The 14740-nt window shown below is 40.7% G+C and carries 13 protein-coding genes; 10 read left to right on the top strand and 3 right to left on the bottom strand.

Annotated features, from left to right (window positions below; translation table 11 throughout):
* Positions 1-291 precede the first annotated feature (291 nt).
* The gene (locus H5163_RS02385) at positions 292-975 is read right to left on the bottom strand and encodes an HAD family hydrolase (protein WP_182730603.1); all 684 of its coding nucleotides are present in this window, start codon (positions 973-975) and stop codon (positions 292-294) included.
* Positions 975-1685 (bottom strand): bifunctional 2-polyprenyl-6-hydroxyphenol methylase/3-demethylubiquinol 3-O-methyltransferase UbiG, encoded by a 711-nt coding sequence (ubiG, locus tag H5163_RS02380; RefSeq protein ID WP_145233215.1) that lies wholly within the window; start codon positions 1683-1685, stop codon positions 975-977. Before ubiG ends, H5163_RS02385 begins: the two co-directional genes overlap by 1 nt.
* Positions 1686-1864: 179 nt before the next feature.
* Between ubiG and gyrA the strand changes: the two genes are divergently transcribed.
* The 10 genes from gyrA to H5163_RS02330 all read left to right on the top strand — a co-directional run bounded on the left by gyrA (position 1865) and on the right by H5163_RS02330 (position 13652).
* A complete protein-coding gene (gyrA, locus tag H5163_RS02375) occupies positions 1865-4564 on the top strand; it encodes a DNA topoisomerase (ATP-hydrolyzing) subunit A (RefSeq protein ID WP_182734225.1) in 2700 nt (899 codons plus the stop codon).
* A gap of 113 nt (positions 4565-4677) precedes the next feature.
* On the top strand, positions 4678-5760 hold the full coding sequence (gene serC / locus H5163_RS02370) for a 3-phosphoserine/phosphohydroxythreonine transaminase (protein ID WP_182730601.1): 1083 nt from the start codon (positions 4678-4680) through the stop codon (positions 5758-5760).
* A complete protein-coding gene (gene aroA / locus H5163_RS02365) occupies positions 5760-7037 on the top strand; it encodes a 3-phosphoshikimate 1-carboxyvinyltransferase (RefSeq protein ID WP_182717452.1) in 1278 nt (425 codons plus the stop codon). Before serC ends, aroA begins: the two co-directional genes overlap by 1 nt.
* 107 nt (positions 7038-7144) lie before the next feature.
* Positions 7145-7855 (top strand): (d)CMP kinase, encoded by a 711-nt coding sequence (gene cmk / locus H5163_RS02360; RefSeq protein ID WP_182734223.1) that lies wholly within the window; start codon positions 7145-7147, stop codon positions 7853-7855.
* 93 nt (positions 7856-7948) lie between these two features.
* Positions 7949-9616, top strand: coding sequence for a 30S ribosomal protein S1 (rpsA, locus tag H5163_RS02355; RefSeq protein WP_029216020.1), 1668 nt, complete (start codon positions 7949-7951; stop codon positions 9614-9616).
* A 62-nt stretch (positions 9617-9678) separates the two neighbouring features.
* Positions 9679-9966 carry an integration host factor subunit beta gene (gene ihfB, locus H5163_RS02350; protein WP_182734221.1) on the top strand — a complete coding sequence of 96 codons (288 nt, stop codon included), beginning with the start codon at positions 9679-9681 and terminating at the stop codon, positions 9964-9966.
* Between the two features lie 21 nt (positions 9967-9987).
* Positions 9988-10269 carry a lipopolysaccharide assembly protein LapA domain-containing protein gene (locus H5163_RS02345; protein WP_016707217.1) on the top strand — a complete coding sequence of 94 codons (282 nt, stop codon included), beginning with the start codon at positions 9988-9990 and terminating at the stop codon, positions 10267-10269.
* A gap of 2 nt (positions 10270-10271) precedes the next feature.
* On the top strand, positions 10272-11408 hold the full coding sequence (lapB, locus tag H5163_RS02340) for a lipopolysaccharide assembly protein LapB (RefSeq protein WP_182734219.1): 1137 nt from the start codon (positions 10272-10274) through the stop codon (positions 11406-11408).
* A gap of 49 nt (positions 11409-11457) precedes the next feature.
* On the top strand, positions 11458-12162 hold the full coding sequence (pyrF, locus tag H5163_RS02335) for an orotidine-5'-phosphate decarboxylase (RefSeq protein ID WP_182734217.1): 705 nt from the start codon (positions 11458-11460) through the stop codon (positions 12160-12162).
* Positions 12163-12647: 485 nt separating this feature from the next.
* Positions 12648-13652, top strand: a complete 1005-nt coding sequence (locus H5163_RS02330) for a DNA cytosine methyltransferase (protein ID WP_182734215.1) — start codon at positions 12648-12650, stop codon at positions 13650-13652.
* On the opposite strand, the gene H5163_RS02325 is transcribed toward H5163_RS02330, so the two are convergent.
* Complete coding sequence (locus tag H5163_RS02325; protein ID WP_182734213.1) at positions 13649-14503, bottom strand: NaeI family type II restriction endonuclease; 855 nt, start codon at positions 14501-14503, stop codon at positions 13649-13651. The two genes, H5163_RS02330 and H5163_RS02325, sit on opposite strands and share 4 nt — an antisense overlap.
* Between the last annotated feature and the right edge of the window lie 237 nt (positions 14504-14740).

Here is a 14740-nt window from a genome sequence, read left to right as displayed (position 1 = left end):
TTAGCCACAACATCTGGTGTTCATCAAATTCTAGATCACAAGATAGTGTGGTATGCGATCATTTGCAAGGGGCATAAACGCCCCTAATTGTGGATAACGTTGGGATAACACGCTTGTGTTAGTAGCCATTAACCTTTGACCATCTGATTAAAATGAAATTTATAAAAATCAACTGATGATCGATTAAATTTACGCATTTTAAAAATAAATTTTGGCTGCTTTTTTTATCAACAAACAATGTGCAAAAAGTAACACGATCACAATATGTAGTGGTTAAAATTTAACATGGCACTATATATGGTTAAATGCATCAATAGGTGATTGCCAATTAAAATCGGCTTGCCAACTCAATGCCTCAGCTTCACTAGGGATGTAGCCCCACAACGCAGCAGCGCTGTGCATGTTTGCAGCCTTGGCTGCAATTATGTCACGCTGCGCATCACCGATATACAAACAACGATTCGGATCAACATCTAACAGTTGGGCTGTATGCAGTAAAGGTAAAGGGGATGGTTTAGCGATATCGAGGGTGTCACCACTGACAATTGCCTGTGCATCTTTGAGTTCAGCAATTGCAGCAACTAATGGAATAGTCAAAAACTCAGGTTTATTAGTCATGATCCCCCATTTGATCTGTTGTTGATCAAGCGCGATCAATAATTGTGCAATTCCAGTAAAGCATTGACTATGGGTGGCAATATTATCTGCGTAGGCCGTTAATAGCTGCTGGCGTAAGTCAGCTTGATTTGGGTGATCGTGCCATTGCTGACCAAATCCAGCTGCAAGCAGCGCCATTGCACCGTTAGAAGCTGCAGGACGATATATATCAGCGGTTACTGATGGTTGGTTATGATCAGCGAGTACGTAATTTAGCGCAGCCCCTAAATCATCTGCGGTATCGAGTAATGTACCGTCTAAATCAAAAATAAAGGCGTCGTAATCAATTGCGGGGGTTGCTGTGTTAAAACCAGCCATTACGCTAGTTTCTCAAAATGCAGAATATAATTAACGCTTACATCGGTATTTAAGCTGTACTGCTTTGATAAAGGGTTATAACTCAATCCCGCACTAGCACGTACTTTGAGGCCTGCTTGTTCTGCCCATGCAATGAGTTGTGCTGGTTTGATAAACTTTTTGTGATCATGGGTTCCATCAGGCACCATCTTCAATAATTTTTCCGCCCCGATAATTGCGTACAAATATGCTTTTGGGGTTTTGTTTAATGTGGAGAAAAATACATCGGCACCAGGTTTCGCTAATTCTGCTACTGCATGAATGATAGATGCAGGGTCTGGCACATGCTCTAACATTTCCATACAAGTAATAGTATCAAAGCGGGCAGGGTGTTCGCTGGCATACTGTTCGGCAGGTATTTTTATATAGTCAACGTTTACACCGGTTTCTAAACTGTGTAGTTTCGCAACGGTTAACGGCTCTTGACCCATATCAATACCAGTCACATGTGCGCCCATTCGCGCCATACTTTCACTCAATATACCGCCACCACAGCCGACATCGAGAGTCTCTTTGTCGAATAAGCCTTTGGCCTTGTCGGCAATAAAATCTAATCTTAATGGATTAATTTCATGAAGGGGTTTAAATTCGCCTTCACGATCCCACCAACGCTCAGCGATGGCTTCAAACTTTGCAATTTCTGCACTATCTACATTCTGATGTTCGGTCATAAAAAACTTCCTCGTCAATCTCAGGCCATTATATAGGGGTAAATTAATAAATCGCAAAGATTTAGCGCCTGTAAATCTAAATTAATTGTGGTAGCATGACTTGGTAATAATAACTAAATCCCCGCAAGCGCCCATATGTGGCACTTTCGTGGGTCAATACTGAAGGAATGTGATATCAAATGACTGATTTCGCCAATGAAATTCTGCCAGTCAATATTGAAGACGAGTTAAAAAACTCCTATTTAGATTACGCAATGAGCGTAATTGTAGGACGAGCACTACCAGACGTACGTGATGGTTTAAAACCTGTTCACCGCCGCGTTTTGTTTGCTATGAACGAGCTTAATAATGATTGGAATAAGCCTTACAAAAAATCAGCCCGTGTGGTTGGTGATGTAATTGGTAAATACCATCCCCATGGCGACAGTGCGGTGTATGACACAATCGTACGTATGGCCCAGCCATTCTCTTTACGTTATATGTTAGTTGACGGCCAAGGTAACTTTGGTTCAGTTGATGGTGACTCAGCAGCAGCAATGCGTTATACCGAAGTCCGTATGGCGAAAATGTCTCATGAGCTTTTGGCTGATCTTGAAAAAGAGACTGTTGATTTTGTACCTAACTATGATGGTACAGAGCAAATTCCTGACGTATTACCGACCAAAGTTCCTAACTTATTAGTGAACGGTTCATCGGGTATTGCGGTAGGTATGGCGACGAACATTCCTCCTCATAACTTAACTGAAGTTGTGAATGGCTGTTTAGCACTTATTCAAAACCCTGAATTAACCATTCATGAACTAATGGATTATATTCCGGGCCCAGATTTTCCAACTGCGGCAATTATCAACGGTAAAAAAGGCATTGAACAAGCCTATTTAACTGGCCGTGGCAAAGTGTACATGCGTGCACGTGCGGAAATTGAAGTTGACGAAAAAACCCATCGTGAAACGATCATCGTTCACGAGATCCCTTATCAAGTAAATAAAGCCCGCTTAATCGAAAAGATTGCTGAGCTTGTTAAAGATAAGAAGATTGAAGGCATTAGTGCATTACGTGATGAATCAGATAAAGACGGTATGCGTATCGTTATCGAGATCAAACGTGGTGACGTAGGCGAAGTGATCTTAAACAACCTTTATGCACAAACTCAGTTACAAACTGTGTTTGGTATGAACATGGTTGCGTTGATCAATAACCAGCCTAAGTGTTTCAACTTAAAAGAAATGCTTGAAGAATTCATCATTCACCGCCGTGAAGTAGTGACCCGTCGTACGGTATTTGACCTACGTAAAGCCCGCGATCGTGCACACATGCTTGAAGGCTTAGCAATTGCACTTGCTAACATTGACCCAATTATCGAGCTTATTCGTAACTCACCAACGCCAGCTGAAGCTAAAGTAGCACTTGCTAGCCGCCCGTGGGAATTAGGTAATGTAAAAGCCATGCTTGAAAAAGCCGGTGAAGCAAATGTTGCCCGTCCAGATTGGTTAGCGGATGACTTAGGCATTCGTGATGGTCAGTATTATATTTCTGAGCAACAAGCCCAAGCAATTCTAGATTTACGCTTACACAAGCTTACTGGTCTTGAACATGAAAAGATTCTAAGCGAATACCAAACGTTATTAGATTTAATTGCCGAGCTTTTATATATTCTTGCTAATCCTGAGCGTTTAATGGAAGTTATCCGCGATGAGTTAGTTGAAATTAAAGAGCAATACGGCGACGAACGTCGTACTGAAATTAATGCCGCGGCTCATGATATTAGTCTTGAAGACTTGATCACAGAAGAAGACGTAGTAGTAACCCTATCTCACGAAGGGTATGTGAAGTATCAGCCATTGTCTGACTACGAAGCACAGCGCCGTGGTGGTAAAGGTAAATCAGCAACCAAGATGAAAGATGAAGATTTCATTGAACGTCTACTAGTTGCTAATACTCACGACACGATTCTTTGTTTCTCAACGGCGGGTCGCTTATATTGGCTTAAAGTGTATCAATTACCACTTGCCAGTCGTGCAGCCCGTGGTAAGCCAATTGTAAACTTATTGCCGCTTGAAGCAGACGAACGTATTACGGCTATCTTGCCAGTACGTGAGTATGAAGAAAATAAATACATCTTTATGGCAACTGCATTCGGTACCGTGAAGAAAACACCATTGACTGCGTATAGCCGTCAACGTGCTAGCGGTATTATTGCCGTTAACTTAAACGACGGTGATAGCTTGATTGGTGTCGATATCACTGATGGTAGCAACGAAATCATGTTGTTTACTGATGCTGGTAAAGTTGTTCGCTTTAAAGAAGCAGAAGAATCACCTGTTTTAGATGAAAATGGCAACCCAGTACTTGATGAAAACGGTAACCCGGAAATCAAGTTCAAGGGTGTTCGTCAGATGGGCCGAACTGCAACAGGTGTTCGTGGTATTAAGATGCCTGAAGGGCAACGTGTTGTATCATTAATTGTACCTAAGACGAATGGTGCTATCTTAACCGTGACAGAAAACGGCTACGGTAAGCGTACATTGCTCAGTGACTACCCTGCTAAGAGTCGTGCGACTCAAGGTGTGGTATCAATCAAAGTAAGTGAGCGTAACGGTGCTGTAGTTGGTGCTGTACAAGTTGACGATAACGATGAAATCATGATTATCTCTAATAGAGGTACTCTAGTGCGAACTCGCGTTAATGAAGTTTCTACCGTTGGGCGAAATACCCAAGGTGTTATTTTGATAAGAACTATTGACGAAGAGCAAGTAGTTGGTTTACAACGTATCGAAGAGATCGAAATCGATGAGCTTAACGCTATTATCGAAGGTGAAAGCGTTGAACTAGTCGACACTGTTAATGATGACGCTGGGGATAATCCTCCAGAGGCATAACATTAATCATTAAAGCGGCTTCGGCCGCTTTTTTTTACTATAAAAATCAAAAAATTAATTGTTAAAATTAGCAATTAAAAACAATTGTTAAATTACTGGAATGAGGAAAGGTAATGAGTATATATAATTTTTGTGCTGGGCCTGCAATGTTACCGCCAGCTGTGATGGAAAAAGCACAAAAAGAATTTCTTGATTGGCAAGATTTAGGTGTATCGGTGATGGAGATCAGTCACCGTAGTAAAGAATTTTTAGCATTAACGGCACAATGTGAAGCAAGCTTGCGCCGGTTAATGAATATCAGCGATGAATTTGAAGTGCTGTTTATGCATGGCGGTGGTCGAGGCCAATTTGCTGCAGTGCCACTGAACTTGCACCAAGCAGGTAAAGACGCCGTATATTGTGAAAATGGTGTGTGGTCTAAAGGTGCGGTTGACGAAGCGGTCAAATTTACTACCGTCACTGAGCTTGATGTCCGTAATGACACAAATGAGCAATTTTCTATCAAACCAGTTAGTGAGTGGCAATTTCCAGCCGATCCTTCATACATCCACTATTGCCCAAATGAAACCATTGATGGCATTGAAGTGTTTGATGTACCAAGTCACCCAACAGCGCCGATCGTTGCAGACATGTCATCAACTATTTTATCGCGTGAATTTGATGTTGATCAGTTTGATTTAATTTACGCTGGTGCACAAAAGAATATTGGTCCATCAGGCCTTGCCATTGTGATCATTCGTAAAACGTTGCTTGAGCGTGAAGGGGTTGCAAAGCCAGGTATATTTGATTACGCACTCGAAGTAAAACAAGGCAGCATGTATAACACGCCACCTACTTTTGCTTGGTATTTAGCGGCAGAAGTATTTGACTGGCTTGAGCAAAACGGTGGTGTTAAAGCCATGGAACAGCAAAATATAGCAAAAGCCGAACTGCTATATGGCTTTATTGATGAATCACCGTTTTATAGTAATAAGGTTGCTAAGCATTGTCGTTCACGTATGAATGTGCCTTTTTGGCTCAATGATGAAAGCTTAAATGCACAGTTTTTAGCCCAAGCAAAAGAAGCTGGCTTACTTGCACTTGAAGGTCACCGTATTGTTGGCGGTATGCGTGCGAGTATTTACAACGCCATGCCACTTGCCGGTGTACAAGCGTTAGTTGACTTTATGGCGAAATTTGCCAAGGAGCACAGTTAATGGAGCAGTTACGCTTAGAGCCAATCAATCTAGTAAATGGCAGTGTTACCTTACCTGGCTCAAAAAGTTTATCAAATCGTATTTTACTGTTAGCGGCACTTGCGCAAGGCACAACGGTTGTAGAAAATTTATTAGACAGTGATGATATTCGCCATATGCTTGGTGCATTAAAATTATTGGGCGTTGATGTCAGTCTTAATGATGATAAAACTGTAGCCACTGTAAAAGGTGTTGGCGGGCAGTTTTTAACTCCAGCTGAGCCATTGTTTTTAGGTAATGCAGGCACCGCGTATCGTCCACTGACTGCGGTATTAGCAGCGGTGAAGGGAAACTATGAACTAATTGGCGAGCCACGTATGGAGGAACGTCCAATTGGTCACCTAGTTGATGCATTACAAGCGCTCGGTGGGGATGTTAGTTATTTAAAAAATAAAGACTATCCGCCACTTAAAATTGTTGGTGGGCAAATTAATGGCGGCAACGTTGCAATTGATGGCAGTATTTCGAGCCAATTTCTTACCGCATTATTAATGGCTGCGCCGTTATTTAATGGCGATACGTGCATTACAATTAAGGGTACGCTGGTATCTAAACCGTATATTGATATTACCTTAGATGTAATGGCTCGCTTTGGCATATCGGTAACTCACGATAACTATAAAACCTTTACTGTAAAAGGTGCGCAGCAATACCAAGCTGTTGAGCGTATTATGGTTGAAGGGGATGCATCAAGTGCATCTTACTTTGTCGCTGCGGCGGCAATTGCCGGTGGTGAAATCGAGATCAAAGGTGTAGGTGCAAAATCTGTGCAAGGCGATATCGGCTTTGCAAAAGTGATGGAGCAGGTCGGTGCTAAAATAGATTGGTATGACGAGCGCTTAGTGGTACGTAAAGGCGAATTAAAAGGTGTTGATATCGATGCCAATGCTATTCCTGATGCGGCGATGACCCTTGCGACAGTGGCGTTATTTGCAGATGGTCCAACCGCTATTCGTAATATCTATAACTGGCGCGTAAAAGAAACTGATCGCTTACATGCAATGGCGACGGAGCTGCGTAAAGTCGGTGCAGAGGTTATTGAAGGTGAAGATTTCATCGAAATAACACCGCCAAAACACTTTAACGATGTGGCTATTGATACCTATGACGACCACCGTATTGCGATGTGTTTTGCCATGGTAGCGGTAGGCGGCAAGCCAATAACTATCAATGATCCTAAGTGTACATACAAGACATTTCCAACATTTTTCAATGTACTAGCATCAGTTAGTCAATAAATGACTAAAGTTGAAATATAAAAAGTTACATACAAAAAGCGGATATATTTAATTAAGTAACGTATAATGTCGCAGTTTTATTTTGGTGTGCATTGCAGGAGGTTTAAATGCAGGCGTTATTAATGCCCGTGATCACCGTTGATGGCCCAAGTGGTTCAGGTAAAGGAACTGTTTGTCGCTTGTTAGCCGATAAATTAGGGTGGGATGTACTGGATAGTGGCGCGATTTATCGCGTATTAGCACTAGCAGCACTTCATCACCAAATTGCACTAGACAACGAAGAGGCATTGGTGCCTTTAGCTGCTAACTTAGATGTGCAGTTTTTAGTTGATAGTCAAACTAACGCTGGAAAGGTTATTCTGGAAGGTGAAGATGTATCAACAACAATTCGAAATGAAGAAGTAGGAGCTGCCGCTTCAAAAGTAGCAGCTTTACCGCGCGTAAGAGAAGCATTATTACGGCGCCAACGTGCATTTCGAACTGAAAATGGGCTAATAGCCGATGGCCGCGATATGGGCACTGTGGTGTTCCAAGATGCTCCATTAAAAATTTATTTAACCGCTAGTGCAGATGAACGCGCGCGCCGACGTTTTGTTGAGTTGAATGAACGCGGTCTTGATGTTACACTAAGTGGTCTATTAGAAGATATTCAAGCACGTGATGACCGCGATATGAATCGTGCTGTTGCGCCGCTTGTACCAGCTGACGATGCTATTGAACTCGATACTAGCGAGCTTAATGCACAGCAAGTGTTTGATAAGGTTATGACTTTATTAGATGCAGCGATTGTCGAAGGTAAACTTCCAAAGCGACGATAAACTATTTATGCGCCAGCAGGATGCCAGTGCTATTTTAACAACCCCATGCAGCATGGTTGCTTATTGGTAATAATATATGAGACGTATATTCGTATGTCAGAAAATTTTGCGCAGTTATTTGAAGAAAGCTTAAAGGGTTTTGAAGCAGAGCAAGGCTCTATCGTTAAAGGTACAGTTATCTCTATCGAGAACAACATTGTACTTGTAGATGCTGGTCTTAAATCAGAAAGTGCTATCCCTGCAGAGCAGTTCAAAAATGCTGCTGGTGAACTAGAAGTTGCTGTTGGCGACGAAGTAGATGTTGCACTAGATGCAATTGAAGACGGTTTCGGTGAAACTATCCTTTCTCGTGAGAAAGCGAAGCGTCACGAAGCGTGGATCCGTCTTGAGAAAGCATGTGAAGAGCAAGAGACTGTTACTGGTGTTATCAACGGTAAAGTTAAAGGCGGTTTCACTGTTGAAGTTGATTCAATCCGTGCTTTCCTACCTGGTTCACTTGTTGATGTTCGTCCAGTACGTGACACAACTCACCTTGAAGGCAAAGAGCTTGAATTTAAAGTAATCAAGCTTGATCAAAAACGTAACAACGTTGTTGTTTCACGTCGTGCAGTTATCGAATCTGAAAACTCACAAGAACGTGAAGAGCTTCTTGCTAACCTTGTTGAAGGTCAAGAAGTTAAAGGTATCGTTAAGAACCTTACTGACTACGGTGCGTTCGTTGACCTTGGTGGTGTTGATGGTCTACTACACATTACTGATATGGCGTGGAAGCGTGTTAAGCACCCTTCAGAAATCGTTAATGTTGGCGACGAAATCGCAGTTAAAGTTCTTAAATTCGACAAAGATAAAACTCGTGTATCTCTAGGCCTTAAACAGCTTGGTGAAGATCCATGGGCAGCTATCGCTGGTCGTTACCCAGAAGGTTCTAAACTTTCTGGTCGTGTAACTAACCTTACAGATTACGGTTGCTTCGTAGAAATCGAAGAAGGCGTAGAAGGTCTAGTACACGTTTCTGAAATGGATTGGACTAACAAGAACATCCATCCTTCTAAAGTTGTTAGCTTAGGCGACACTGTTGAAGTTATGGTTCTTGAAATCGACGAAGAACGTCGTCGTATTTCACTTGGTCTTAAGCAATGTATTGCTAATCCTTGGCAAGAATTTGCTCGTCTACAAAACAAAGGCGATCAAGTTACTGGTAAGATCAAATCAATCACTGACTTCGGTATCTTTATCGGTCTTGACGGTGGTATTGACGGTCTTGTACACCTTTCAGACATTTCTTGGAATACACCTGGCGAAGACGCTGTACGTGAATTCAAGAAAGGCGACGAAATCACTGCTATCGTATTGCAAGTTGACCCAGAGCGTGAACGTATCTCTCTAGGTGTTAAGCAAATCGAAGCTGACCCATTCAATAACTACCTTGATGCAAACAAAAAAGGTGCTATTGTTAAAGGTAAAGTGACAGAAGTTGATGCGAAAGGCGCAACTGTTGAACTTATCGAAGGCGTTGAAGGTTACATCCGTGTAGCTGATATCGCTCAAGAGCGCGTTGAAGATGCAACTACTGTTGTTTCTGTAGGCGACGAAATTGAAGTGAAATATGTTGGTGTTGATCGTAAGAACCGCACTTTAAGCCTTTCAGTTAAAGCTCTTTTCGAAGCAGAAGAGAAAGAAGTACTAGAAAAGCTTAAGAAAGAAGAGCCAGTGTTCGAAAACGCAATGGCAGCTGCATTCGCAAATGCACAAAAAGACTAATTAATCAGTCTTAATTGGAAGGGCAGTGTTGCCCTTCCTTTATCTCTTTTTAAGGAAACGTTATGACTAAGTCAGAATTGATAGAACAATTAGCCGAGCAACACGCGCATGTACCTGTGAAAGATGTTGAGAATGCTGTTAAAGAAATTCTTGAACAAATGGCCGGCTCATTATCAAGCTCAGATCGTATTGAAATCCGTGGCTTTGGTAGTTTCTCATTACACTTTCGTTCACCTCGCACAGGTCGTAATCCAAAGACTGGCGACACGGTTGAGTTAGAAGGTAAGCACGTACCACATTTTAAACCAGGCAAAGAGTTACGAGATCGCGTAAACGCGATCATTGCCTAGTTACTTAGTTGGAGTAGTTACTTGTTTAGGGTATTAAAAATTATCCTGGTAGCAATATGCTTAATTTTTGCATTTGTACTTGGTTCGCAAAATCCACAGTTAGTGCAAATAAATTATATTATTGCCAGCAATACTTTACCCCTCGCAATGATAATAAGTATCTGCTTTGCTTTAGGTGTAGCAATTGGTTGTTTTATTAGCTTTAAATTGTTTTCGCAATTAAAGTGGCAAAACTATCGTTTGAAAAAAAAATTAGCGCCTGAAAAAGATAATAATAAGCTTGTTGCTAATAAAGACACCTAACTATGATTGAGCTTTTGTTTTTACTTTTACCTGTTGCGGCTGGTTATGGCTGGATCATGGGTAAAAATAGCGCTAAAAACCAAGCTCATCAACTTAATCGTCAGATCACATCTGAATACAGTAAAGGCTTAAAGTTTTTACTCGACAGAGAGGAAGATCAAGGCCTTGAGCACTTAATCAACTTGCTTGAAGTCGCCGCTGACTCTGTTGAACATTATTCTACATTAGCAACGATGTTTCGCCGCCGAGGTGAATTAGATCGTGCAATAAAAATCCACGAATTACTGCTCAAACACCCAAGCCTTAATGAACAACAAGCTGCTGCTAGTCGCCTTGAACTTGCTGAAGATTATATTATGGCGGGTTTGCTTGATGGCGCCGAAGAACATTTAGTGTGGTTAGTAAAAGCCAACCACAGTGATGCATTAGAGCCGATACTTAATTTATATTCGCAAACACGCGAATGGGAAAAGGGTATCAATATGTTCGAAGCACACAGTGATTTATTTTCAAAGCCGCAACATTTCAAAGCCATTGCTAACTTTTATTGTGAAGCTGCATTGCTTAGCAATGATCCGCAAATTATGCGCAAAGCCATTAGCCTAAATCATAAAGCGATCCGCCCATTATATGAATTAGGTAAATCAGCATTTGCAAAAGAAGATTACGTAAAAGCAATTTATTATTGGCGTGAGCTGATCTGTAGTTTCACTTTTTTTGCCCCCTTGTTTATAGATGATTTAGCTCACAGTTATGAGCAATTAAACCTAACCCACCAATTTCATGAATTATTACAGCAGCTACTTGATAAGGGTGGGGTGCTAATAAAAATAAAACATTGCCAAGCATTACTTGAGCAAGGGCATATCGAACAAGCAATTAAATTTTTAACTGATAGTTTAAAACGTCAGCCGACAATTCGTGGCTTTAGTTTTTTATTACAGCTATTAGCAAAACAAAATAATGATATTAAAGATGTACTAGACCAAATAGATAAACTGGTCACATCTTATATTGCGACCAAGCCAGATTTTCAGTGCCAACACTGTGGCTTTACCAGTCATACAATTTATTGGGTTTGTCCTTCGTGCAAACATTGGGAAACCATAGTACCGAGCCGTGGTTTAGACGGTTTTTAGTTTTCTATAAAAATATTCACTTACTTCTACAATCAGTTTTAGGAAAGTTATGTCTCTCGAACATTCAAAAAAAGTTCTTATCGCCCTCGATTACGATGATCAGCAAACCGCTTTAAACTTTGTAAAGCAATTATCGCCTGATACATGTCGTTTAAAAGTAGGCAAAGAAATGTTTACCTATTTTGGACCTGCTTTTGTAAAAGAATTAATTGACCTTGGCTTTGACGTATTCTTAGATTTAAAGTTTCATGATATTCCAAATACGGTTGCCAAAGCGGTTACTGCCGCGGCCAAAATGGGTGTTTGGATGGTTAATGTTCACGCCAGTGGCGGTGTTGAAATGATGACTAAAGCCAAACAAGCGCTTGAGCAATTTGGTGATAAAGCGCCATTATTAATTGCCGTTACCGTTTTAACCAGTATGGATGATAACGAGCTAAAGCGTTTAGGTGTTGATAAAACACCAGAAGAGCAAGTGATTTATTTAGCAAAACTTGCAAAAGAGTCAGGCCTTGACGGGGTCGTGTGCTCAGCGCAAGAAGCAAAAAAATTAAAAGCAGAGCTAGGTGAAGATTTTAAACTAGTGACCCCAGGCATTCGCCCAGCAGGCAGTGATGCAGGAGATCAAAAACGTATCATGACACCAAAGCAAGCAATTGAAGATGGCAGCGATTATTTAGTTGTTGGCCGCCCAATTACGCAAGCCGCAGACCCAGTCGCGATTCTTAAAGAAATTAATGACTCGATAAAATAAACAAGCGTTATTTTAATTAGTACTAATACAAAGAACAAAGAACAAAGAGCAAAGTATTTACTTTGCTCTTTTTGTTTCTAGGTATACAAACTTAATAACTTGGCGATGAATAGGCTGAAATATGTCAGTTGCGGTCATTCAAAACACAATGTGTCAAAAGGCAAGACGCGACCCCATTTCCCATTCAAAAACAAAAGGAATTAACATTGCGCTAGGCAATGACTATTTAGCGTCACAAGGTTTAGTGTCATTGAGAGATATTTGGATCAATATTCATTACGGGAGATGAACCGCCCATGGCACTTCCTACTAATAAAAAGCGCATGAAGGGTGGTATGAGTGCTGGAGCTTAGAGACCTCCGGCTACCCGATTAAGTGCGCACTATTCATATACTAATTTATATAAATCACTTAAAATAATGTTTCCAAAATTTAAATAACACACCTATACTGTATATAAAATCAGTGGTCGAGAAGTTTGTTTTATGTATCAATACACATCATTAGAAATATGCGCTGGAGCTGGCGGTCAAGCTTTAGGTCTACACAATGCTGGCTTCAAGCATAAGTTGCTGATTGAGATTGAAAAGGCTGCCTGTAAAACCTTGGAGTATAACAACTTAACACACTCATTAGGTTGGGAAAATATTATTGAAGGATGTGTTGAACACTTTGCAGAACATGAAGCTGACAAATATAAGGGAATTGATCTAGTCGCCGGAGGAGTACCTTGCCCGCCATTTTCTAAGGCAGGTAAGCAATTAGGAAAAGATGATGAAAGAGATTTATTTCCGGCAGCAATGAAAATTGTTGAGAAAACAGATCCTAAAGCAGTCATGATTGAAAATGTTTCTGGACTTTTAGATCCTAAATTTGACGAATACCGAAGCAGTTTAAATCAAAAATTAAAAGAATTAGGGTATAAAACATTTTGGAAATTACACAACTCTTCTGATTATGGCGTTCCTCAATTAAGACCTAGAGTGACGTTAGTTGCCTTAAAGACGCAATATGCAGATTTTTTCAAATGGCCTACTAAAATAATTACACCTCCAACCGTAGGTGAAGCTTTGTATGATTTAATGGCTTCTAAAGGTTGGGAAGGTGCAAATGAATGGAAGAAAAAAGCAAATAAGATCGCCCCAACTTTAGTTGGTGGCTCTAAAAAGCACGGTGGACCGGATCTTGGCCCTTCAAGAGCCAAGAAAGCTTGGCAAGAGTTGCATGTTAATGGGCATATTGTTGGCAATGAGCCACCTGAAAAAGGTTTTACAGGGTACAAAAATAAAGAAGGTTACGAAAATATGCCTTTACTGACAGTTAGAATGGCTGCCCGCATTCAAGGCTTTCCAGATTGGTGGGAATTTGTCGGTAAAAAAACCCCTGCATACAGGCAGGTTGGCAATGCGTTTCCCCCTCCAGTTGCTGAGCATATTGGGAAGTCAATATTGGATGCACTTCAAAGCGCAGCTTGCAAAAAAGTTGCTTAGCTCTTTTTTATACAGACAAAATGTTCTTTGGTCAGTCCTTTAAAGCCAAGCGACTTTAATTTTTCTTTATCTTCGAGATTCCCACCCCATAGAATCATTAGCTCCTCAGGGGCTAATATATCTCTAGCTCCACCATTTCCCCTAATTCTTTTCATATAGTCTTTTTGTCGCGCTACGCACTCAACCAACCTTCGAGTAATAATTTCATTTTGAAAACTTCTAAATAGATTTGCTAATCTTGTAGCACCACCTTTTGGCTGTAATACCTCTTCTCGTAGTCCTTCATCCATGTGTAAAAAAAAGTTCTTCGGTAACTTTCCATTTTCCACTAGCCAGAGTATTTCATTTTTCCCACTCTTTGAAATTGTGCGCTTTCCATCTCTATTTCTTCCTTGATTTAGAACTCGGTCACGACAAATAATGAGTCCAATGCAAAAGGATGATTTATCGTCGTTTGTTTGCAACAAAACACATATTTCGTCAACGGCTTCACTTGGTATAGTCCAATTTGTGCCAATCGTATTTTTTACATCTACTTCTTTGCCTTCTACTAAAAGATCTAGTTTTTTCCCTTTATTAAGCAAAAAAGTATCACGAAAAACGATTTCAACTTTTGTTCCAATATATGTTTTTTCTGTCTTTTCTAACTCCTGAAGACTAAATCTGTTTGTACGAGGCATATCGATAACCTCATCAAGAGAGCTTCGGAGAATGTCACCTATAATAACTTCTAAATCTGAATCATCATTTGGAAAACTTACGAAGAAACTGTAAATATTTTTTAAAATTGAGTTATCAGGATAATTAGCTAAATACCCTTCTAGATATGATTTTTCATTTAAACTTAACAAAAAATGGCCTCATAAATGATTAATATGCTCATAGCACTTAACGCCGCGCTCTGCGGAAATTTAGGAGCGCTAGCGAGTAAATTTTCCGTAGCAGCGCCTTGTGTACGCCCGACATGGGCATTGACTTATGAGGTGAAAGTCCTCTGTAGGAAGATCACCGTTTAAATAACATACTGTTATTAAACGATAACTACTAGCGAATGGCAAGGGCTAAATCGCGAGAGATAGTCTGGAGGA

Source organism: Pseudoalteromonas sp. SG44-8, assembly GCF_014164125.1.
Taxonomy (GTDB): Bacteria; Pseudomonadota; Gammaproteobacteria; order Enterobacterales; family Alteromonadaceae; genus Pseudoalteromonas; species Pseudoalteromonas rhizosphaerae.
The sequence above is the reverse complement of the archived record's forward strand: the minus strand, read 5'-3'. Positions and strand labels throughout refer to the sequence as shown.

Excerpts from the sequence above, each read along its gene's own strand:
- H5163_RS02385 (WP_182730603.1), bottom strand. The coding sequence starts at position 975 with ATGGCTGGTTTTAACACAGCAACCCCCGCAATTGATTACGACGCCTTT.
- ubiG (WP_145233215.1), bottom strand. The coding sequence starts at position 1,685 with ATGACCGAACATCAGAATGTAGATAGTGCAGAAATTGCAAAGTTTGAA.
- gyrA (WP_182734225.1), top strand. The coding sequence starts at position 1,865 with ATGACTGATTTCGCCAATGAAATTCTGCCAGTCAATATTGAAGACGAG.
- serC (WP_182730601.1), top strand. The coding sequence starts at position 4,678 with ATGAGTATATATAATTTTTGTGCTGGGCCTGCAATGTTACCGCCAGCT.
- aroA (WP_182717452.1), top strand. The coding sequence starts at position 5,760 with ATGGAGCAGTTACGCTTAGAGCCAATCAATCTAGTAAATGGCAGTGTT.
- cmk (WP_182734223.1), top strand. The coding sequence starts at position 7,145 with ATGCAGGCGTTATTAATGCCCGTGATCACCGTTGATGGCCCAAGTGGT.
- rpsA (WP_029216020.1), top strand. The coding sequence starts at position 7,949 with ATGTCAGAAAATTTTGCGCAGTTATTTGAAGAAAGCTTAAAGGGTTTT.
- ihfB (WP_182734221.1), top strand. The coding sequence starts at position 9,679 with ATGACTAAGTCAGAATTGATAGAACAATTAGCCGAGCAACACGCGCAT.
- lapB (WP_182734219.1), top strand. The coding sequence starts at position 10,272 with ATGATTGAGCTTTTGTTTTTACTTTTACCTGTTGCGGCTGGTTATGGC.
- pyrF (WP_182734217.1), top strand. The coding sequence starts at position 11,458 with ATGTCTCTCGAACATTCAAAAAAAGTTCTTATCGCCCTCGATTACGAT.
- H5163_RS02330 (WP_182734215.1), top strand. The coding sequence starts at position 12,648 with ATGTATCAATACACATCATTAGAAATATGCGCTGGAGCTGGCGGTCAA.